The organism is Mammaliicoccus lentus, from assembly GCF_947036595.1.
GTDB lineage: Bacteria > Bacillota > Bacilli > Staphylococcales > Staphylococcaceae > Mammaliicoccus > Mammaliicoccus lentus.
This window is the reverse complement of record NZ_OX344834.1, coordinates 144347-167400: the sequence shown is the minus strand read 5'-3', so window position 1 is coordinate 167400 and position 23054 is coordinate 144347. Positions and strand designations below refer to the sequence as shown.

Genomic DNA, 23054 nt, shown 5'->3' with positions numbered 1-23054 from the left:
TAAAAATGCCTCGACACTATTTTCCTAACTAGTGTCGAGGTACTTATTATTTCTTCAATAATTCAATGATTAAATCGTTAATTTCATGTTTTTTCTCTACGAATAATGCGTGTCCTACATCTGATACACGTGTTAGTTGATAATTAGGCATTGTTTTTTCTAGTACTTCAGAAAATTCGATTGGGCATGCCGCGTCGTCTGTACCGTGTATTCCGTATACTGGTAAGTCTATATTCTTCACGTCTTCTCTAAGGTCTTCGTTACGAAGGGACTCTAATAATTTAACTGTACCTATTAATGATGATGTTAGCGTTAATTGAGTGAAATAGTTTTTGTATTCATCTGATACGTCTGTGTTAGAACTGAAGAATGTGTCTCCAAATTCTGTAATTGCTTTTGGTTGATCGTCAGAAATAGACTTCATTAAATCTGTTACATCGTCTACTTCCATACCGTAAGGGTAGCCTTCTCTCTGTGTAAAGCTAGGTCCTGCTGGTCCAAGTAGTATCATTTTTTCTAAATCTGGATTGTTATGCTTAGCTGCATATTTTAGTGCTAATGCACCACCTACTGAGAATCCAACAACGACATAATTTTTAAGGTTTAATTCATCGACTACTTTTTGAACATCATCTACAATTGTGTCGTAATCATAACCAGAAGCAGTCGTATCAGATAATCCGAAACCACGATGATCAATACCTATATAACGGTAGCCATTATTTACAACATGTTGTGCTTGATATTCAAACATTTTATTATTAGCCGGCCATCCGTGAAGAAATACAATCTGTTGACCTTCACCAAAGTCTTCTACATTAAGATATGCATTTTCTTCTATTTGAATTCTATGTGTCATATTTATCTACTCCTTTGTTTAGTACTTTCCTTTTTGCTTTCTTCTTTAAACATTAGGCTCAGATTAACTCAACAATTCTTTAACAGAAGCACCTACTAAATTAGCAGATTGTGGATTTTGTCCTGTTACTATTTGACCATCAACGACTACTTTAGGACGAAATGGTATATGAGATTTTTCATAACGTGCACCTTGGACTTTCAATTCGTCTTCAAGCTTAAATGGCACAATCTTCATCTTATTGGCCAAAAGCTCTTCTAAGTTTGAGAATCCTGTAATTTTCTTCTGATCAATTAAAAATCTTCCTTTTTCATTTTTTACATTTAATAGACCTGCAATACCATGGCAAACTGCAGAAACAACTCCGCCTTTCTTATAAATTTCATTTATAGCTTTTTTAGCATATTCATTGTCAGGAAAGTCATACATTACACCGTGTCCACCTGTGAAATAAATTGCATCATATTGTGCAGCATTTGCTTCGCTAATAGGTTGTGAATATTTTAATTTATTCATAAAATCTTTATTTTGATAGTAGGTTTTTGTCGTCTTATCCAACATTACTTTTCCTAAACTCATTGGATCAAGTGGTGTATTTCCTCCTGTAATGTTGAAAAAGTCTACTTGATAATCATCACTCTTAAAATGTTCATAAAAATGAACAAGTTCACCTAGCCATAAACCTGTTGGCACTTGAGTTCCTTCAAAAACATCCGAACTTGTATTTACAATCATAATTCTTTTCATGATATGTCCGCCTTTCTTATTTGCTGTCATCCATTTTTACAATAATTTTACCTTTTGCCCTTCCACTATTTGAATATTCTAGAGCTGCTTCTGTATCTTTAAAGTCATAAACTTTATCAATGATTGGTTTAATTTTATCTTGTTCGATTAAATCTTTAATAATCGTTAATTGTTCACCGCTCGGCTTCATAAACAAAAATTCATAATTTGCATGATATTTTTTAGCTTTTCTTGTATATTTTGAAGAAGCTAACTTAAATAACACTTGTTTAGCGGCACCTAAATTCATGCTTTTCGCAACTTTAGCTGTTGGCATACCTGATATAGATGTAACTGTACCGCCTTCTTTTAACACTTCAAAAGAATGTTCTAAATTTTCTCCTCCTAAAGTATCGAAAACACCGTTATATCCTGATAAGACATCCCAAAATTTTTCTTCTCTATAATTAATAATTTTATCTGCCCCTAGTGAACTGACAAGGTCATACCCTCGAGAACTCGCTGTTGTAGCAACATATAAGCCCATCGCTTTAGCCAGTTGTATAGCGAATGTTCCAACTCCACCTGAACCAGCTTGAATTAATACTTTATCACCTTGTTTAAGTTGCATAACATCATTGAGTGCTTGATATGCCGTTAATCCCACTAACGGTATACTTGCCGCTTCTTCAAAAGTTAAATTACTTGGTTTTAAAGCAATATCATTCTCATCGACAGCTATATATTCTGCAAATGTCCCTATCTTATTTTTTTTAGGACGGGCATACACTTCATCCCCGACTTTAAAACCTTTAACCTTACTACCAACTTCAGTAATCACACCTGAAAAATCATTACCAAGAATAAGAGGAAAGTCATATTTCAATAAAGGACGTAAGCCTCCCTCTTTAATTTTATAATCTATAGGATTAATACTAGCTGCTTTAATTTCCACACGTACTTCAGTAGGATTCATATTCGGTATTGGCATGCGTTCTAATGCTACTGGTACATCACCATATTTATGAATTACCATCGCATTCATATCCGTTATCATATAATTCTTTCCCTTCTTTTTTAACGTTCATTTTATCTTCTATATATATATTACCTATTACACGCTTGGCTAAACTTTCGAAAACAGTCAAAAAGGCACACCATTATGCGTATTAGCTAATGGTATGCCTTGATTTAAATCGTATTTAACGTGCTATATGAGACGCCTTAGCACCTTTTTTATTATACAAAATAATATACAAGATAATTGCAAATACAATAACTAATGACAGTACTCTATACATACCTGTATATCCTAAAGCTGGGATAATAAATCCAAGTGCATATGGTCCAATTCCATTACCTAAATCCATAAATATCATAAATGTGGATGTGGCTAAGCCGACGTTCTTTGGATCAGCATTACTAATAGCGATGGTCTGTGTTATTGAAGATATATTACCAAATCCTAACCCAACAAGTATTGCAGATAACAACATTACCCAATTGTTATGACTGAAACTTAACATGATTAAACCTAATGAAAAAAGAATTAATGCAGGATACATAATAACGTTAGGACCATGTATATCGACAATTTTCCCTGTAAATGGTCTAGAAAATAAGACGAACATTGTATATACAATAAAGAAAAAACTAGCCGCTTTTATAAGGTCAATCTCGATTGCATACAAATTAATATATGACACTATACCTGAAAATGAAAGTGCGCTTAAAAATATAATAAATCCTATAGGAAGTGTTTTTTTATCTAATAAATTTTTAAATGATACTTCTTTTTTGTTGTTATTTTGTGGAACATTTATTAAAAATGAAAATACTAAACATATAATTCCAAAAAGTAGACTTATATAAAAAATGTTCATGAAATTTGAATCTTTTGTTAGAGATATACCTATAAATGGACCTAAACCTGTAGCTAAAGCTGTACTAACAGCAAAGTAACTTATCCCTTCTCCTTTACGATGTTGAGGGATGACTAACGCGACTATTGTACCAACGATAGTTGTTGTAACACCAACAGTTATACCATTAAAAAAAAGAACGAGAATTAAGAAAGACTCTTCTAATTTTACGAAATATAATATTATCGTTAATACAAAAAGCAACATATTTATAATAAACATTTTCTTTGTTATTTTGAAAAATCCTATAATTAGCCTTCCTAACAACGCTCCTACAATAAAAATACCAGCTATTAAACCCATCATTGTACTAGATGCATTAAATTCACTCTGTGCATATGTCGTTATAGTCGCATTTAATAAAAAGTATACTAATATTAATAAAAAATTTATAATTGAATAAACTATGAAATCTTTTGTCCATATTTTATTATTCATAATTTTTCCTTTCTAAAAGTAAACAACATAAGACTGAGTTATTACACTTGTCTTATGTTGAACATTTCATATTTTATTTTTAAAACTCATAACTATCCCCGTCGTTTGGTATGAAAATTTGTGAATCAATATTTTTTTCAACTGCAAATTCTTTCAGACGGTTTCTAGATAAATTCCAATGGTTTACTGCCTCCATATGAACGACCACTATTTTCGAATGAGGTGCTTCTTCAGCCACTTTATAAATGTCATGCTCATTCATAATAAGTGAGCCAGTTCCATAGAACAGGTTGTCACCACCATTAATAACAATAACGTCTGGATTAAATTCATTTAATATTTCTTTTACTTGGCTATACCAAACCGTGTCACCAGCTACATATAATTTCTGTTCTGCTGGGTGTTCAAAAATTAAGCCACATACTTCGCCTATACCTTCTAATATTTCTCCTCTACCATGTTGACCAGGCGTTTTAGTTAGTTTAATATCATTAAAACTCGTTGCTTCAGTCAATACTTCAATATTTTTAAATCCTGATTCACGAATTTTAGCAGCATCTTCTTCATTTTGAACAAAGACTTTCAAATCTTTATCTAAAATCTCTTTAGCTCTTTCATCAAAGTGATCTAAGTGTAAATGTGTTAATATAATTGCATCGATGTTTTGCGTTATTTCATCCAAAGATATTGGTAAATCAACTAAGGGATTATTTTGGTCTTCTCTTGGTCCACCAGGAAATGAAGGAAATGAACCTTTTTCACCTAACATTGGATCTATTAAAAATCTTGTATTTGCATATTCAACTATGATTGTTGCGTTTCTAATATGATTAATTTTCATAAATATACCTCCGATTAAATTTTATATACTTAACCTTATAGAGTTTTTAACAATCATTAAATACAAATTTGAAAAACATTTTGACTAAATACTTGAATTTTGAAAGTGAGGCATGAAAAATGGACGAATTAGATAGAAAAATAATCTCAGAATTAAAAAGTAACAGTAAAGTTTCAATGAAAGAATTAGGAGAAAAAGTAAATTTAACCGGACAAGCAGTAAATAATCGAATTCAAAAATTAGAAGATAATAATGTAATTACTGGCTATACAATTTCGTTAAATCAAGAAGCTATGGACTGTAAAGTTCACGTATTTATTAACGTATATACTCATAAAATTTCACACAGTCCGTATCTTGATTTCGTAAAAGAAGAAAACATTTTTATATTAAATAATTATAAAGTTATTGGTAAATCATGTTACTTATTAGAATGTAGATTCCCTGATAAAAACTATTTAAATGATTTTCTTGAAAGATTAAATAAACACGCCAACTATGAAGTGTCAATGACTATATAAACTCAAGTGAAGATTAGTAACGTTTTTATACAACCATCACCCTAATATTTCACTTTTCGTAAACTGAAAAATTTCATTGTTTAGCATTAAATCGTTATTTTCATCACGCTTTAGTTTTATATTTTTATACTGTTCTAATAAAGTGGCAATGACGCCATCGTGTGTGATAATCACATTATTCTCATCATCTTTTATATATTTTTTTATAAAATGTTGAAATTCTTTAATAAATGATTGGTGTTTTAAATCATTAGGGTGCTTATTATTTAATGAGTTAATAGTAGATATGTTTTTGTCGTTATAATTTGAGCATATCTGATCACATATATTCATTTTTCCTTTTCTATGTGGGTACACTCTTGGACCTAAAATATCTACGACCTTGATTTTATTGTTATGACTTAATAACATAGCAGTTTCAATTGTTCTAACTGTTGGACTTACCCAAAATTGAGAGTCTTGGTCAATATATTCACTTATGTTTTTTGTATCTCTTCTACCTTTATCAGTCAATTTTGGGTCTTTTAAATTAAAGCTTTCCGGCTCATTCATGTTATGTTCAGCTTGGGCATGTCTCATAATCTTTATCATCTCGACTCATCCCCTTTAATCAACTTATATTACTTTACCCCTCATTATACATTTCCATGGAAATATTTTTTAATATACTGCCAAAATAAAAAAGCTGCTATCCATCAATTCTTCTAAATTTATTAGAAAAATGAAGGAATGCAGCTCAATAATTATTGATTATTAATGTTTAAAATATATTGGTTAATTTCTGATTTAATCACTTCTAAATGATCAGACTCATTGTCTATTGTTGTTAAATTTAAAGCATGATTTTCTAATTCTTTAAATGATACTTCGCCTTCGACAATTTGCTTACCGATACCACTTGCAAATGATGAATATTTCTTCTCTACAATTTTTTCAAAGAATTCATCTTCAATCATTTTAGATGCAACTCTTAGACCTAATGCAAAAGCATCCATACCGGCAATATGAGTAAGTATTAAGTCTTCTTGTTTGAATGAAGTTCTTCTTGGTTTAGCATCGAAGTTTAACCCACCTGGAGCTAGTCCACCATTTTTTAAAATTTCATACATTGCTAAAGTTGTATCATAAAAATCTGTTGGAAACTCATCAGTATCCCATCCTAGTTGAGGATGACCTTGGTTTGCATCCACTGATCCTAACATTTGATTATCTCTAGCGTAACGTAATTCGTGTTGGAATGAGTGACCAGCTAATGTTGCGTGGTTTGCCTCAATATTAAATTTGAAATGCTTATCTAAATCATATTTTTGTAGAAACGCATGAGAAGTTGCTACATCTGTATCGTATTGATGTGTAGTTGGTTCTTTAGGCTTTGGTTCAATTAAAAATTGACCTTTATAACCAATTTCTTCTGCGTAAGCGATAGCCATTTTAAAGAATTTAGCTAAATTATCTAACTCTAACTTCATATCTGTGTTTAACAGGCTTTCATACCCTTCTCTTCCACCCCAGAAGACAAAGTTTTCTGAACCTAATGTTTTAGCAATTTCTAAAGATTTTTTCACTTTTGCAGCTGCATAAGCAAATACATCTGCGTTAGAAGATGTCGCAGCTCCGTGCACAAAACGTTCATGAGTGAAGTTATTTGTAGTATTCCAAAGTAATTTCTTACCTGTTTCATTCATTTTCTTTTTAATTAATTCTACAATTTCATCTAAATTTTTATTAGATTCTTCTAATGTATTTCCTTCAGGAGCAATATCAACGTCATGGAAACAAAAATATTCAATTCCTGTTTTATCCATAAATTCAAAAATAGCATCAACTCGTGCTTTAGCTTTTTCCATTTCATCTAATGAATCCCAATCACGTAATGCAGTACCTACACCAAAAGGATCAGATAGATCTTCAGTGAATGTATGCCAATAAGCTACACTAAAGCGTAAATGTTCAGCCATTGTTTTACCATTAATTTTTTCATCAGCATTATAATATTTAAAACTAAATGGATTTTTTGATTTAGGACCTTCATATTTCACTTTTTCAACATTAAAGTAAGACATTCTTAACTCCTCCTTGAATTGTGGTTTAGTTAGTTTGTTTATTAAACTAACTAACATTGAGTTAAATATAACACCTTAATTAATTTTTGTAAACGGTTTCTTTAAGTAAAATAAAAACAGGCTGTGACATAAATGAATGTCTCAGCCTTCTCTAAATTAAAAGTTAAGTTTAATGTTTTCTATATCTAATATTTTCTGGGTAATAGCGAGTGTAGCTCCAAATAAAGTTGCGAATTTAACATTTGAAGTTAAACTAATTTCTATTTCTTTTTGTGTATATTGGTTAAAAGTCGTTTTAATATTATCTAAGAGATCGGGTATTTCGTTTATTAATGGACAATTAATATAAATCACTTTTGGATTAAGCTGCATATTTAAGTTGTACATCAAAATTGCAATCCTTATTGAAAATTGTTGTATCTCTTCCAGTACAATTTCATTTCGTTCATAATACATCTTCTTAAGCTCTGATAATGTATTTTGTGTATTTAATCTTTTATTAATCTTATTAACTAGTGCATCTTGAGAACATAAATCTTCAATTTTGTGATATGTTCTCTCGTTATCTTCAATAGATGATACGAGTGTCTTTCCTATTTCTCCCGCTTCACCATTTGCACCTCTATATAATTTCTGGTCGATAATTAAACCTGCACCGATACCTTTATGTATGCTAAGTGTAATTAAATTATTGATTTCTAAACTATTATTAACATTACATTCATAAATAGCAGAGAAATTGGCTTCATTTTCTACGATAACAGGCACGTCTGCGATTTCCTTAATACTCTCAATCATAGAAACTTTTTCTAATTCGTGAAACGGTAGATGTATAATTTCTTGTTCATTATTAACTATTCCATGGACAGAAATGGCGATACCTAGTAAACCAAAATGTGTTCCAAAGTTTTCATCAGCATTAATATGATATTTTAACAATTCCAACACATGCGTTATTTTTTGATTAGCCAATGGTATAGATTCATACTTTAATAATTCTCCATTGAAGTAGCTATAGATTATTTCAATAGAATGGTATGCAATATCCAAAGAAATGACATAACCAAAATTTTTATTGATCTCTAATATTATTGGTTTACGCCCACCGCTTTTAGTACTCTTACCTTGCCCTACTTCATTAACAAGCTTTTTCTCTTTTAATTTATTTAGAATACTTGAAATGGTGTCTTTATTAATCCCAAGATTTTTAGATATTTGTATTCTTGAGATTAGTTCATTATTAAATATTTGTTGTAAAACTAACTTTTGATTTGAATCTAAATTTGTTACATCTAATTTCTCCAAACTAACACCACCTCAATAAAAACAATTTAAACTAATTAAAACGTTCACTATTTAATTGCACAGATTTGGTTTAACTATAGCATAAAATATATCTGCAAACATCATATGTCTATGTATAGATTATTTATAGAAACTTTTAAAAGAGAAATAAATAGTAATATTTTAATAACCTTCTAACCCTTGATTTAAACACACTTGTTAAAGATTGAAATATTATAATAATAAATAATACATAAGAAAGCGTTTACAAAAATATGTTCAATGGTAATATTTCACTTAAGTTAGTTTGTTTTAAAAACTAACCAACTTATTTGGTTTTTAAACAGGGGGGATATTATTTATGAATGAAACTGTAGAAGCTCAATCTAGTGAACAGATTTTACAATCTAATAATAATGAGAAATTGCATATGCCTGAAAAAATCGTTTTCGGTATTGGTGACTTTGGCGCTAACTATGGTTGGACCTTCATCGCATCATTTATCACTATCTACATGACAGATGTAGTTGGCATTGCTGGCTCAGTTATTGGAACGATTATACTTTTTTGTCGTTTTGCAGATGGGTTTTCTGATTTATTTATGGGAAGCATTATCGATAATACGAATACTAAGATGGGTAAAGCGAAACCTTGGGTCTTTTGGACAGCACCAATTCTAGGGGTATTAACTTTTATGTTGTTCAACGTTCCAGATTTCTTTGGTAATACAGGTAAAATCGCATATATTTTCATTGTTTATTTCTTAATATCAGTTATTTTTTACACTGCTAACAATGTTGCATACTCATCTCTTATCTCATTTATGTCTAAAGACGAAAAAGACAGAGTTTCATTAGGCAGTATTCGTTTTATTTTTTCAAATATTAGTGTACTTTGTATTACAACTTTCACTACATTTTTAGTAACAAGCTTTGGTGAAAACCAGCAAGGTTGGACTTATACAGCATTAATTTATGGATTTTTATGTGCAGTACCTTTAATGATTACAGGATATTTTGTTAAAGAAAGAAACGTAGCTAAAAAACAGTATACAAGCAACGGTAAGGCAAAACGTATTCCATTTACCTTAATACTTAAATCATTACTAACTGAAAAATATTTTATTATAACAATTATTCTTTATCTATTATGGTATTTACGTCAAACTGATAATGGTATGAGAGTTTACTATGCTACCTACATTTTTGATAATGCCAATGTCATGGCAATTCTTAGCGTAGCGACATTGCTACCTACAATTTTAGGACTGTTAATCGCACCTAAATTTGCAGAAATAGTTGGTATTAAAAACAGTATTATAATTGGGTTAGTTATTTCTATAATTTCGTACATTGTTATGGCATTATTCTCAGAAAACTTACCATTCCTCATTGTAGGTTTAGTTATAAATGGTATAGGTCTTGTACCATTTACTGCAGCATTAAGTGGAATCGTTGCAGATGTTGGTGATATTATTTATTGGAAGACTGGCGTACCCGTACAAGGTTCCATTTTTAGTTTGGCTAGCGCAGGCATGAAAATCGGTTCTGGATTACAATCCGCTATCGTGGGCTGGTCACTATCTATTGGAGGCTATGTCGCAGGAGCATCTGTACAATCAGAAAGTACTATATTTGCAATTAAATCTATGCAAATATACTTTCCATTATTAACAGTAGTACTCATTTGTGTCATTACTTTCTTCTTAAATTATGAAAAGTTTATTACACAAATTAAACAACAAATTCGTTCAAATAATGTTGGCGAAATGAGATCAAAACAAATATATAAATAAAAGGAGTATTTCAAATGACTAATTTAATACATGTAGCTAAAAACGGTTCAGATTATGGGTTAGGAACTGAAACATCACCCTTCTTAACTATTGATAAAGCCGCTTCAGTAGCGTTACCAGGAGATTCAGTAATCGTACATGAAGGCATCTATAGAGAACAAATCACTCATATTAATAGTGGCTTAAGCGAAGCTAGAAGAATTACTTTTAAAGCTGCAGATAATGAGAAAGTAGTAATTAAAGGTTCTGAAGAAATAAAAAACTGGGAACATGTAGAACAAAATATATGGAAAGTGGATATTGATAATCAATTTTTCAATCATTTCAATCCATTCGATACCAAACTATTTGGTGATTGGTTAGTTGTTGATAATAATAAAACATTAGGACAAGTTTATATAAACGGGCAAGCATTATTTGAAGTGAATGATTTTGATTCTCTGAAAAATCCACAGCCTATACATGAAACATTAGACCATTGGACTAATAAACAAGTCTCTTTTGATTATACAGATGAATCAGTATATGTATGGCATGCAGATGTTCAAGAAGACCATACTACTATTTATGCTAATTTCCAAGATTATGATCCAAATAATGAAACAATCGAAATTAATGTGAGAGAAAATGTTTTTGCTCCCGTTAAAACACATACAAATTATATAACTATTCAAAATTTCGAAATTGCACATGGTGCAACACAATGGTCACCTCCTACAGCTAAACAAACTGGAATAATTGATACAAATTGGAGCAAAAATTGGATTATAGAAAATAATCTTATTCATGATTCTATGTGTAGTGCAGTAGCAATTGGTAAAGAAATATCAACTGGTGATAACTTTACTACTTATAGAAAAGATAAACCAGGATACCAATACCAAATTGAAACTGTTTTTAAAGCAGTTAATAGTGATTGGAATAAAGAAACGATTGGTTCTCATATCATTAGAAATAATACAATTCATGACTGTGGACAAAACGCAGTTGTCGGACATTTAGGATGTGCTTTTAGTCATGTATATAGTAACCACATTTATAATATTGGAAATAGAAGAGAATTCTTCGGTCATGAAATTGCAGGCATAAAATTACATGCAGCATTAGATACACAAGTTTATGATAACTACGTTCATAATTGCTCTTTAGGTATGTGGTTTGATTGGCAAACTCAAGGCACAAGAATAAGTAAAAATATTTTCGCAAATAATACAAGAGACCTATTTGTTGAAGTAACTAGTGGACCTTATATTGTAGATAATAATATTTTAACAGCAGACTATGCACTGGATAACCATGCACAAGGCGGAGCTTATATTAACAACATTATTAACGGTGAAATCGTACATCGATTAATGTTAGATAGATCAACACCTTACCATGTACCACATAGTACTTTAGTAGCTGGATTTGCACCTGTTTATGGTGGAGATGACCGATTTTATAATAATATATTTGTTGGTAAACCAAGTGTATCTAACATTGGCACGCATATATTTAATGAATACACAACTTCATTAGAAGAATATAAAGACTTAGTATCCAAAGAAGAAGGAGATCACGAAGCCTTCCATAAAATAAAACAACCAGTGTTCATCAACCATAACGCATATTTAAACAATGCCGAACACTTCAATAGAGAAGAAAGCTTCATTGAAGATAATTCATTCGATCCGAAAATTTCAATAACAGAAGATGAAAATGAAGTTTACTTAAATGTAACATTGCCAGATTCATTATTAGAATTCAAAGGAGATGTACACTCTACCACTTCACTACCTAAAGTAAGATTAGTCGACGCAGACTTTGAAAGACCAGATGGAAACGAAGTTGTTATTGATTCAGATTTAATCAATGATACTAGAAACGAATTTGCCGTGTTAGGCCCAATCCAAAATTTAAAACCAGGTGAAAACCGTATATCTATATGGAAAAAATCTTAATTTAAGAAGAATATATTTAATATACAAAAACCAGTGAAATCTATGTTTTATCAAGAATTTCACTGGTTTTTAATATTATAAAATTTTTCAGCCAATAGTTTACTACAATATAATATTTATTTTACTGGTGCTAATAAAATCGCTTGGTTCAATGCTTCATTCATACTTCTCTCATCAACTATACCTTTACCAGCAATATCAAATGCAGTACCATGATCTACACTCGTTCTAATTATAGGTAATCCTACTGTAATGTTCACACCCGCTTCTAAACCTAAAACTTTAATAGGTCCATGTCCTTGATCATGATACATTGCTATTACAATATCAAAATCGCCTCTTTGTGCTCTAAAGAATAATGTGTCAGCTGGCAAGGGCCCCTCAACATTGATATTTAAATCTTTTGCTTGTTTTATTGCTGGGTTAATTTTTTCTTCTTCTTCACCATTTCCGAACAATCCATTTTCACCTGCATGTGGATTAATGCCACACACTCCAATTTTAGGATTTTCAATACCGCTATTTTTTAAAGTTACATCCGCCATTTTTATTACATCAAAAACTCTTTCAGGTTTTATTTGATTAATAGCTTCAATCAGACCAACATGAGTAGTAACATGTATAACTTTCAATTTTGGTGAAGATAACATCATTGCATAATTATCCGTGTTAGTTAAATCAGCTAATATTTCTGTATGACCAGGATATAAATGCCCAGCTTTTTGCATTGCTTCTTTATTTAATGGTGCGGTACAAATTGCATCTAACCTCTTAGAATTCGCTAAATTTATCGCTTTTGATAAATACTTAAAAGCAGCATCTCCTGATGTTAGATTAATTTGACCAAATTCTATATTATCTGGGAGTAAATTTAAATCTAGACATTTGATTTCACCAAATTTTGTAGTCTCAAAGTCATCATTCTCACTGATACTTTTCACTTCTAAATTTAAATTTAGAATTTTTATAACTTCTAACACCCTTTTACTATCACCAATAACAATAGGATGTGACCTATTATAAAGTTCTTCATTATTTAAACTTTTAACAATAATTTCAGGTCCAACTCCTGAGGGGTCGCCCATTGTTATACCAATAATTGGTTTTTTCATATTATCTCTCCTTCTAAATAATTTATAGTATTTAAAATCGTATTTTGATTTCCAAATGCTCCAGCTTTAGTAACTATGTTAATCTTACCATTATAAGAATTTGTAGAACTATAAGGTACTCCTTCTTCTATTTCGCCTAATAATTTTAATGAATTTATTTTAAGTTGAGTTAAAACTTCATTAGCTGTATCTCCACCGATTAAAATTATTGAATCACATTTTATATTTTTAAAAATTTCTATAAAAATATTTGTCACTGACTTTACAATAATTTTGCTTACATCATCACTAGAAATATTATGGTTTTCTATATAATCATTTAAATCTTGATTAGAAATTTCATCATTTTCTGCATAAATAATAAGATGCTTATATTTTTTTAAGTGATTAATTCCAATGTTCACATAATCTAAATAGTAATTTTCATTATATCTTTTTACTAACTCATAGACATTAATACCTAAACCAATTGTTTCAACGCTATTATTAGTTGCCTGTTTTATTTGGGAAATAGAAATATCAGACATACTGCTACTGATAGTAATTGTTTGCGATGAATTTGGGCTTGAATGATTATGATTTAATTCACTTTTTTCAGGAGTTAAATGTTTTATTAATCCTGCTGAACCAACCCACAATACTTTTTTAAAGTTTTTCTTAATATTATTAATTAATAATTTGAAATCATTTTCTTCCTCTATATCACTTATAATATATTTTATTGTATTTTGTTTTATATAACCGATTCTATCATCAAATGCTTTTTCATCGCGTATATTCTCTAAATATAAATTATTGACTTCTATGTTGTGATTGGCATTTAATAATGTTTTTATCTCAGAGTCATATATAGGAAATATCGGATCATTTTTAAAACCAGTATCAGCAATCAGTTGTTTGTGTACAAAATGCTTGCCATTCTTTGTAGTTCTATTCATTTCCGGAAAAGCCGGCGCTATTATTATTAAATCAAAGTTTAAAACTTCATTTACTGCCTCAATCTCAGAAATTATATGCCCTCTAAGCGTAGAATCAATTTTTTTATATATTAAATCAAAATCATTATTTTTAATTTTTTGTGCAATTTTTTTATTTATTTCATAAGATTTATTTTTATTCATTGCCCTAGAATTACTATTAAAAACATAACTAGAGTTATCAGTTATATCAGCATTTCCTTCATTCAATATAACTTTAGTTTCAAAACCATTTTGAGCTAGCTTAATGCCACAGTCATTTGCTCCTGTTAAATCATCAGCTATAACACTAACTCTATATTCCAAATATATACACCTCTCGCTAACTATTTAAAATCTCCAGGCACTTTATAACCTTTTTTATTTAATAATTTCACTAAAAATCCAATATATAATGGTAATAAAATTGCGCTTACAACCACTGCTGCTGCGACCTGTACTGTTGCTAAATGAACATTAGCAGAAAATGCAGGAGAAGCTGTGGCTATTGCTGCTGGTGTGGCAACTGCATTACCTGCAGTAGAACCCTCAGCAGCTCCAGCTATAGGATTCCACTTAAACCATCTGAATACTAAATAACCAGTTGTGCCTGTTATAAATACTGTTATCACACCTAATATTATTCCTGATAATCCACCATCTATAATACTTTTAAAATCTATACCCATTCCTAATGAAAAAGCAAAAAATGGTATTAGTACTGCACTAGATCTCTCAAAGAATTCTCTTAATTCATTGTCTAAATTCCCTAATATCATACCAATAATAATTGGTAATAGTACTGATATAAAGGAAACGGGTGAAAACACACCTTCGACAAAACCGATTGTACCAAATATTGCTAAAGCTACCATAATTAAAAATGGTCCATCATTAAGAGCTAATAAAGAGTATGCAGCTCTATCTGTTTTATTACCATATTGACCTACCATAGCAACATATAGTCCGCCATTACTATTTGTTAAAGCTGCTATTATTGCTACTGGAACCATGCCAAGGAATAGTCCATTAACACCACTAATCATTATCGCTAACAAACCTATTAAAATGCCAACAAGCCATTTAACTATTAATAAAGTGGCGCCTTTTTTTAAACTTAATCCTACATTTTTAAAATTAATTTGTGCTCCAGTAAATAATAAGAATAAAGCTATTAAAGTACTCGATCCATCAACAAATAATGCTTCTGTAAAATTTCCAATTCTTAAAATTTCCGGAAAAAGAGTATTGATTACTGCTCCTAAAAGAAGTGGAACAATCATCATTCCTCCAGGAAACTTTTCTAAACTTTGTTTAATTTTCATACAAAACCTCCACGAAAAAAGATTTTGAAAACGTTTTCTAGTTCATGATAGTATTATTTGGTTAATTTTTAAACATTTATAACAAAATAAAAATGAACAATTTCAAAACTGTTCATTTTTTAAACAAATAATTCTATTTTTCTAGTTTTTTTAACTTTTTCCATAAAGTTGTTCTCGTTATATTTAAACGTTCAGCTGTTTTGGTTTTGTTATAATTTTCTAATTCATAAACTTTTAATATGATTTCTTCTTCTATTTCTTCTAATGTAGCTCTTGAAGAGATTAATTCGTAAATATTATCAAATGTATCTGCTTTCCATTTTTTCACGGCTCTTTGTACATCACTTTCATTAATATAATTACTAGGTGATATTTTAGTTAGCTGATATATTTTATTTTTTAATTCTTTTAAATTATCTTCCCAAGGGAGAGTTTTTAATATATCCAATGCACTATTGCTTACTCCTATAATTTTAGTACCATAATTTATATGTAAATCTGTTAAAATGATGTCAATATTAGGTTTTAAATCATTAACTCGATTCGCCAACTTTGGAACAAATATTTTAGGAACATCAAAACTTTCTATTTTATTCATAGATATTTCAATTGGTGAATGAACATTTATAATCAAATCACAACTATCATTTATTGATTTTTTTAATTCTTTTAATAAATTTAAGTGTGACTCTTTTTCTATATTAATAAATAAAATAGTAGCTGTATTTATTGTTGATAATTTCCACATCAGTAAATCTAAATTATTAAAATTTACCTTGGAAAAATCTAATTCATACAAATTGTTATTACTTTTTTTATTTTTGACTAAGTAAATAGCTAGATTTCTCTTACTAGTATATTTTTCACCATAAATAAGAAGCTGTTGTAAATTTGCATATTCATTTTTATTTCTAAAAATTTTTTCAGCCCAATCGCTAGATCCGACAAATTTATGGGCTTCATTTAAATCATCTAGCTTTGATAATTCTTTGAGAGTAGCTATCTTTTGTATTGTGTAAGATAGATACTCTTTATTTAAAATAGATTGCTGTTTTAATTCATAAATATGATTTTGAAAATTTAATCTTATAATACCATTTTTATTTTCATTGGAACTTTTAAGTGTGTTTTGTAAATTCATTATTAAATCATCGTTATTATTTAAATTAGTATTTACAACTTCAAGAGAATTTCGTTTTAAGATGATATATTTAGTATCTAAAGCCTTAAACATTTCATCATGTAAATTATTTATATTTAATAATTCGCTATATAAATTAAGAAACCTTTCGCCTTCACTTAAAGACTTTAATATAGCTTCTTCCCCAGAAGTTAATAAAATACCTCTAATACCATAATGTCGAGCTTTATCAACAGTTATTACATCTCCTATTACAGTTGATATATTTCTCTCCTTTAATTTTCCTAATATACCTTTTAAATCATCTGTCTTTTGAATTTGGTATATTTCAACATCATATTTTAATATATCAGAAATCATATTTGCTCCTCTAGTAAAGTTTTCATAACCTATTAGAGCTATATCGTCATCTATATTCTTAGTTAAACTTAATACTCTTGCAATATCATAACTATTTATATCTATTTCAATCACTGGAATGTTTACAACTTCTTTTACTAATTTCGCAGTCCCACCTCTAGTAATAATGAAATCATAATTTTTTTCATACTTAATTGAAGTGTCTACAGCGTTTTCTAAGTTTGCAACAATAATATCAATATTAAAATTTTCTATTGGTAATAAATCTTTTAGAGTTTCAGCCATGCCCTTATAAGGAGCTATAAAAAGTACTTTAATCATATAAGATTCCCCTTGTGTAATAATTAAAATAATGAACTATTTCAAATTATAACATTATGATACTAATACAGTATTTAAATTAGTTAACTAAATACATCCACTTTACATATTTTTTTAAAAAGTATTATAAGATTAATGATATTAGTAAAAAAAATTAAAAGCTAACCTCAAAATGAGATCAGCTTTTAATTTTTTATAACTTTTGTACCATATTTTTCTACATCATTTACAAATTCATCTGTTATTCCTCTATCAGTAATAAGTATATCTATATCTTTCCAATCACTAACTTTTTCTAGATGGATTTTACCTTCTTTTGAACTATCAGCCAGTACTATTACTTTTTCACTGTTTGCAATAACTTCTTTTTTTATATCGGCTGAAAAAACATGATTTTCACTAATATAACTCTTATCAATTCCGCTAATACTGATATATGCAGTTTGGAAGTGGTAGTTTTTTATTTCTGATACTGCTTTAGGTCCTACAACTTCTTGTAGTGCACTTCTTATCGTCCCTCCAACTATATGCACATGTGCGTTATTTAATTGACTAGCTTCTATGGCTGTATGTAATGCACAAGTTACTAAATTATAATGGAAATTAATTGGTAAATATTGAATCATAGCACTAATAGAAGTTCCAGCATCTAAAAAAATCGTATCATTTTCTTGAATATATTTTGTTGCCAATTCTCCAATTTGATTTTTTTCTTTTCTATTAACTTTTTTTCTATCTACATAGGGATATTCATACTGATTTCTATTTTTTTGAATTGCTCCACCATGAACTCTTTGTATTTTATTTTCTTCTTCAAGTGCTCTTAAGTCATTACGTATAGTAGGTCCTGAGACATCAAACTTTTTTACAAGTTCTTCAACCGTAATACGACCTTGTTCATTTACAAATTCAATAATTTTATTCCTTCTATCCCAAAATGACATAAAACCACTTCCTTTAACAATATATACACTTATATGATACCCTCTCTTATTGTTAAATTGAAATCTTTTTTTAATTCTAATAAATCATTATCACTTAAAGTATTATTTAAATCACCATTTGCTAGTAAATAGATCTTAGCTGCTTTATTTACTGTTTCAATCAATCCAAATCCATCACTAAAGGATGTACCTGCTGAAAAAATACCGTGTTGTGGCCAAATTACCACTTTATGATTTAATAATTTTTCAGCAGACTTTTCACCTATTTTTCGATTTCCACATACCATCCAAGGAATTAAACCAACACCTTCTGGAAATAAAATGATACATTCTGTACATAATTTCCATAAAGTTTTCGTAAACTTTTGTTCATCAAGTTCATGTTTAACAGTCATTGCAACAATTTCTGTAGCATGATTATGCATAATGATTTTATGATTTGAATCTACTTCAATTCTTTTCGAGTGTCCTAACAAGTGAGTATAAAGCTCACTTGTGGGTTTATTAAAGTTTTCGAAGCCATAAACTATTTCAACTTTACTTAAATCATCAACCACTCGTATAATACCGGTAAACTGTTTCAAATTATCTCTAATTACCCTAAAATGACTACCTGATGCTGTTATAGCTACATATCTATTTTTTAAATTTTTCGGAATATCTTCAAATTCAATGTAACGCCCTGTGGAAGTAATATTAAATTCTTTTATTTCTTCGTCATCAAGTAAATAACTTACATTGCCAGCATTATATTCATCCCATCCTTTTTCCCACATTTGAAAAGTAATATTGCCAATTTCATTTAGAACATTCATTTTTATTTTGCTCCTTTCTATTACTTTTTCCAAAAATATCTTCATATTTAAAATAGTAAAGATATAAACCTATGATTAGGCAAAATAAGCTAATAACCACTTGATTTGTAATAAAGCTATAAAGAAGTAAGACTGCTGCTAAGAGTAATAATAATTTATTAAAAGTTTTCATATTTATCATACCTCTTGATCAGTATATAGTTTGGCTTTTTTGACCATACCTTTATACATCCAGTAAAATGCAGCTAACCATATAATTGCTAATAAAATAAATATAATATTTCCGTTTGCTGCTAAACCGAATATATATCTAAAGTCTGGACCTTCAAAGGTAGACCAAGTTAATTGCGTACCTTCTTTCACTTTAACTACACCAGTAGAATTAGCTAGGTCTGTGATATATGGTGCAAAGAAAGTAGCTGCATATAAGAATATTGGAGTTGTAATAATACCCATTATAATCATTCTTAGCAAATTACCTCCTGTAATTAAGAAAGCAGCTACAAAGAAGGATATATTAATAATACCTGCGAAAGGTAATACTTTATTACCCGGTAAAGTAATTGCAAATAGAATTGAAATAGGAATTAAAATAATAGCCGTTACCCATAATTCATTTCTACCAGCTAAAACTGGCCAGTCTAGACCAATAAAAACTTCTCGACCACTGAATTTTTTTCTCATAAATTCAGATACTGCATCTGAAATTGGTGATAACGCCTGCATAAATAATTTAGAAACCATAGGAAATAATGTCATTGCTGCTGCAGCTTTTATTGCTAAACCTAAAGATCCAGAAACACCATACCCTGCTGCAAAACCTAGTAATAACCCTATAATCCCTCCCATTATATGATTTTCGGCAAAGACACCAATCTTTTCCTTTAATGCATCTGCATCCATTCTTTTATTTAAAAATGGAACAAAATCCATTAGTCTATTTAAAGGATACAAAATGACTGCTAATAATGTAATAAAATGTGGAACAGTAATTCCAGGAATTCCAGTTAGTCTATTTATGTGGTCCCCCCATGCATCACCGACTTTCAGCTCAAGCACAACTTGGATACCAGCGACTACAAACCCCATAATCATGCTACCTGATATTGCTGAAACCATTACTGCAGTGAATATTTTATTCCACACATTCCACATATCAACATTTAAAGTTTTTGTTAAATTTAATACTAGCATTATAATATTTATCCCAACAGTTAGTGGAAACATTAAAAATGCGTACGGCCAAGCCCATGAAATACTAGCCATTCCTGTCCAGCCACCATCAATAGCAGTTAAAGTTATACCTGTAAGTTTTGCTAATTCTTTTGCTGCCGGACTAATTGCATCAAGCATAAATTCAACTACTAGCATCATCCCTGTAAAAGCTACACCTAATGTAATGGCGGATGAAAGTGCATCTTTAAATTTCATCCTTACAACTATTCCAATAAAAAGCATAATTAAAGGAACAAAAACTGCTGCTCCTAAATCTAAAACATAATTAACCACCATCTTTAATATTTCCATATTCACAACCCCTTTACACGGACTAAGTTATCAGCTAATTGCATCAATTATTTTCTGTAATTCTTCTTCTTGACCCATTCCAGTTAAAAATGCAATACCGTCAATTACTGGTATATCGTACTTTTCTTTTGGTTTTGTTATAGCTACATAAACATCTGCTGACTTTATAAACGTATTAATAGACTTTATATCTACCGCTTCTACTTCTGCTGAAACTTTTCTTTCTTTTAATAATTTATCAACTTTTGAAGCTACTGTTTGCGAAGTTGCTACACCTGATCCACACGCTACGATTACTTTTGCCATAATTATTCTCCTCCAATAAAGCCGTTTACGACTTTTTCAATTTTGTTTTTTTGATTTTCATTAATTATTAATTTCATTTCATTTTCTTGCATAAATAAATTCATTAATCTTGAAAGTACCTCTACTTGTCCTCCATCTTTCATTACGCCTAAAACAAACAATAATTGAGCCTGACTTTGTTCTACTCCCATCCCCATATGTGTAAATGATATTGGCTTTTTCAATCTAATAAGTGATATAAAAGGCTTATTAATATGATTAGGATCGGTATGAGGAATAGCCAATTGACAAGTTTGAGTAATTAATCCTGTTGGGTATTGTTTTTCTCTCTCTTTAATACTCTTATTAAATGTTTGTTTAACATAGCCTTTTTGGTACATTTCTTTTGAGAACCAATCAAAAAAACTTGTCTGACTTTCAAATTCATAATCTAAATAAATTAAATCTTTAGTAAGTAAACTCAATTAATCACATCCTTCAATTCAAATTTAACCTTAACCACTCTTTATATTTTTTAAAAAGTTTTTTATATTGAGTGTTTGAGTCATCAGGTTTAATAATTTTATTTATATGAATCATATTATTTTTAGCTTCGGATAAGCTATTATATAAGGTTTGTGAAGCGGCTATTAATACGGCTCCAAATGCAGCATTAGGATTTTCTGTCACTATTAATTGTTTGTTTAAAATAGAACTTCTTATCTGCAACCATGCTTCACTTTTTGTACCACCCCCAGCTACAAAAACTTGTTCAATATCAGATTCTGTAATTTTTTCGATACTATCGAAAGCCATTTTTTCAATATAGCCCACTGCTTCAAGTCCAGCTAAATATCTTTGTTTATCATTTAAGTACTTATCGTCTATTAAGTTTGCTTCTTCACATTGGAACGGAAATCTTTCTCCTTTTATTAAAAGAGGATAAATAAATTTTTCTGAAGGATATTCTTGATTAGCATATTTGTTTAAATTCATTAGTTCATCTTTCGTATACCATTTACTTATCCAGTCATCTCCCATATTCGATGCTCCTCCGGGTAGATAATAACCATCTGGATGTTTATGAGAATAAAATACTTCGTTTTGTATAAGTTTTTCTGAAACTCCTTTTAAAACTAAAGTGGTTCCTATAGTCGAACTCCATTGCCCAATCTCACAAGCACCACTCGCAAATTGAGAGGCACAACCGTCTGTTAATCCAGCTACAATTTGAATATTTTTATCTAAACGTAACAACTCGGACAATTCAGTACTTATATTCGATACTAAAGAGCCTGGAGCGACAACTTTGGGTAAATGATTTACATCTAAACCAATTTTATTTATATTAATCCACTTTAATTCACTAACATCAAAGCCAGATTTTAAAGCATTTGTATAATCTGTAATAGAATATATCCCTGTTAGTTTACCGATAATGAAATCAGTTGCATGTACCCATTTTCTAACTTCTCTATATTTTTGCGGGTAATTCTTTTTAAACCAGAGCATTTTAGATAATGAATAAGAAGGTTTAACATTAACACCTAATATCTCTTCTATTTCTTTTGATTCAACCGATGATCTTGTGTCGGAATACATCAAAGCATCGTGCAAAGGATTATTATCATTTCCTAAAGGTATGATAGTACCTGAAGTAGAGGTCACTGAAATTGATTTTAAACCTATGCAATCTTCCCTTATTTCTTTTAAACAAGACAATGTTGATTTCCACCAAATATTAGGATCTTGCTCTATCCTTCCATTTTCAAAATCAAAATCTTTATTTATTTCTCTAATAACTACTCCCTTACTATCTGTTAGAAGTAATCTTGCACCTTGTGTTCCAATATCGATGCCTAATAATTTATCCAAA

General features: G+C 29.8%; 22 protein-coding genes. 3 read left to right on the top strand and 19 right to left on the bottom strand.

What is annotated here, in order from left to right; translation table 11 throughout:
• Positions 1-46 precede the first annotated feature (46 nt).
• The 6 genes from ACNMOQ_RS00750 to ACNMOQ_RS00725 all read right to left on the bottom strand — a co-directional run bounded on the left by ACNMOQ_RS00750 (position 47) and on the right by ACNMOQ_RS00725 (position 4786).
• Positions 47-859, bottom strand: coding sequence for an alpha/beta fold hydrolase (locus tag ACNMOQ_RS00750; RefSeq protein ID WP_416350103.1), 813 nt, complete (start codon positions 857-859; stop codon positions 47-49).
• 63 nt (positions 860-922) lie between these two features.
• A complete protein-coding gene (locus ACNMOQ_RS00745) occupies positions 923-1606 on the bottom strand; it encodes a type 1 glutamine amidotransferase domain-containing protein (RefSeq protein WP_416350102.1) in 684 nt (227 codons plus the stop codon).
• Positions 1607-1622: 16 nt separating this feature from the next.
• Complete coding sequence (locus ACNMOQ_RS00740) at positions 1623-2630, bottom strand: NADP-dependent oxidoreductase (protein ID WP_416350390.1); 1008 nt, start codon at positions 2628-2630, stop codon at positions 1623-1625.
• Positions 2608-2733, bottom strand: coding sequence for a hypothetical protein (locus tag ACNMOQ_RS00735; RefSeq protein WP_416350101.1), 126 nt, complete (start codon positions 2731-2733; stop codon positions 2608-2610). The genes ACNMOQ_RS00740 and ACNMOQ_RS00735 overlap by 23 nt, the downstream gene beginning before the upstream one ends.
• Before the next feature lie 54 nt (positions 2734-2787).
• A complete protein-coding gene (locus tag ACNMOQ_RS00730; RefSeq protein WP_416350100.1) occupies positions 2788-3945 on the bottom strand; it encodes an MFS transporter in 1158 nt (385 codons plus the stop codon).
• 79 nt (positions 3946-4024) lie between these two features.
• On the bottom strand, positions 4025-4786 hold the full coding sequence (locus tag ACNMOQ_RS00725; RefSeq protein ID WP_323710821.1) for an MBL fold metallo-hydrolase: 762 nt from the start codon (positions 4784-4786) through the stop codon (positions 4025-4027).
• A 119-nt stretch (positions 4787-4905) separates the two neighbouring features.
• Between ACNMOQ_RS00725 and ACNMOQ_RS00720 the strand changes: the two genes are divergently transcribed.
• The gene (locus ACNMOQ_RS00720; RefSeq protein WP_218707513.1) at positions 4906-5307 is read left to right on the top strand and encodes an Lrp/AsnC family transcriptional regulator; all 402 of its coding nucleotides are present in this window, start codon (positions 4906-4908) and stop codon (positions 5305-5307) included.
• A 36-nt stretch (positions 5308-5343) separates the two neighbouring features.
• Here ACNMOQ_RS00720 and ACNMOQ_RS00715 read toward each other — a convergent pair whose 3' ends face one another.
• From ACNMOQ_RS00715 to ACNMOQ_RS00705, 3 genes are all read right to left on the bottom strand, one after another.
• Entirely contained in the window at positions 5344-5898 is a 555-nt protein-coding gene (locus ACNMOQ_RS00715; protein WP_064211429.1) for a histidine phosphatase family protein, read from the bottom strand.
• Positions 5899-6050: 152 nt separating this feature from the next.
• Positions 6051-7370, bottom strand: coding sequence for a xylose isomerase (xylA, locus tag ACNMOQ_RS00710; RefSeq protein WP_394877543.1), 1320 nt, complete (start codon positions 7368-7370; stop codon positions 6051-6053).
• 156 nt (positions 7371-7526) lie between these two features.
• Positions 7527-8675, bottom strand: a complete 1149-nt coding sequence (locus ACNMOQ_RS00705) for an ROK family transcriptional regulator (RefSeq protein ID WP_416350099.1) — start codon at positions 8673-8675, stop codon at positions 7527-7529.
• 340 nt (positions 8676-9015) lie between these two features.
• Between ACNMOQ_RS00705 and ACNMOQ_RS00700 the strand changes: the two genes are divergently transcribed.
• Both ACNMOQ_RS00700 and ACNMOQ_RS00695 read left to right on the top strand, forming a co-directional pair.
• Entirely contained in the window at positions 9016-10449 is a 1434-nt protein-coding gene (locus ACNMOQ_RS00700) for an MFS transporter (protein WP_416350098.1), read from the top strand.
• Between the two features lie 14 nt (positions 10450-10463).
• Positions 10464-12392, top strand: coding sequence for a right-handed parallel beta-helix repeat-containing protein (locus ACNMOQ_RS00695; protein ID WP_107565655.1), 1929 nt, complete (start codon positions 10464-10466; stop codon positions 12390-12392).
• Positions 12393-12508: 116 nt separating this feature from the next.
• Here the strand turns inward: ACNMOQ_RS00695 and pdxA are convergent, their stop codons facing one another.
• The 10 genes from pdxA to ACNMOQ_RS00645 form a co-directional block, all read right to left on the bottom strand.
• Positions 12509-13504: a 4-hydroxythreonine-4-phosphate dehydrogenase PdxA gene (gene pdxA / locus ACNMOQ_RS00690; protein ID WP_416350097.1), complete on the bottom strand. Its 996-nt coding sequence runs from the start codon at positions 13502-13504 to the stop codon at positions 12509-12511.
• Positions 13501-14787 (bottom strand): four-carbon acid sugar kinase family protein, encoded by a 1287-nt coding sequence (locus tag ACNMOQ_RS00685; protein ID WP_119489467.1) that lies wholly within the window; start codon positions 14785-14787, stop codon positions 13501-13503. The genes pdxA and ACNMOQ_RS00685 overlap by 4 nt, the downstream gene beginning before the upstream one ends.
• Before the next feature lie 20 nt (positions 14788-14807).
• Positions 14808-15785, bottom strand: coding sequence for a 2-keto-3-deoxygluconate permease (locus ACNMOQ_RS00680; RefSeq protein WP_416350096.1), 978 nt, complete (start codon positions 15783-15785; stop codon positions 14808-14810).
• A gap of 133 nt (positions 15786-15918) precedes the next feature.
• On the bottom strand, positions 15919-17607 hold the full coding sequence (locus tag ACNMOQ_RS00675; RefSeq protein WP_416350095.1) for a PrpR N-terminal domain-containing protein: 1689 nt from the start codon (positions 17605-17607) through the stop codon (positions 15919-15921).
• Between the two features lie 185 nt (positions 17608-17792).
• Positions 17793-18551: a DeoR/GlpR family DNA-binding transcription regulator gene (locus tag ACNMOQ_RS00670; protein WP_416350094.1), complete on the bottom strand. Its 759-nt coding sequence runs from the start codon at positions 18549-18551 to the stop codon at positions 17793-17795.
• Between the two features lie 29 nt (positions 18552-18580).
• The gene (gene rhaD / locus ACNMOQ_RS00665) at positions 18581-19366 is read right to left on the bottom strand and encodes a rhamnulose-1-phosphate aldolase (RefSeq protein ID WP_416350093.1); all 786 of its coding nucleotides are present in this window, start codon (positions 19364-19366) and stop codon (positions 18581-18583) included.
• 177 nt (positions 19367-19543) lie between these two features.
• Positions 19544-20893: a PTS galactitol transporter subunit IIC gene (locus ACNMOQ_RS00660; RefSeq protein WP_416350092.1), complete on the bottom strand. Its 1350-nt coding sequence runs from the start codon at positions 20891-20893 to the stop codon at positions 19544-19546.
• 30 nt (positions 20894-20923) lie between these two features.
• A complete protein-coding gene (locus tag ACNMOQ_RS00655; RefSeq protein ID WP_416350091.1) occupies positions 20924-21199 on the bottom strand; it encodes a PTS sugar transporter subunit IIB in 276 nt (91 codons plus the stop codon).
• Positions 21200-21201: 2 nt separating this feature from the next.
• On the bottom strand, positions 21202-21663 hold the full coding sequence (locus ACNMOQ_RS00650) for a PTS sugar transporter subunit IIA (RefSeq protein ID WP_416350090.1): 462 nt from the start codon (positions 21661-21663) through the stop codon (positions 21202-21204).
• 13 nt (positions 21664-21676) lie between these two features.
• The gene (locus ACNMOQ_RS00645) at positions 21677-23053 is read right to left on the bottom strand and encodes an FGGY-family carbohydrate kinase (RefSeq protein WP_416350089.1); all 1377 of its coding nucleotides are present in this window, start codon (positions 23051-23053) and stop codon (positions 21677-21679) included.
• Position 23054: the final 1 nt, after the last annotated feature.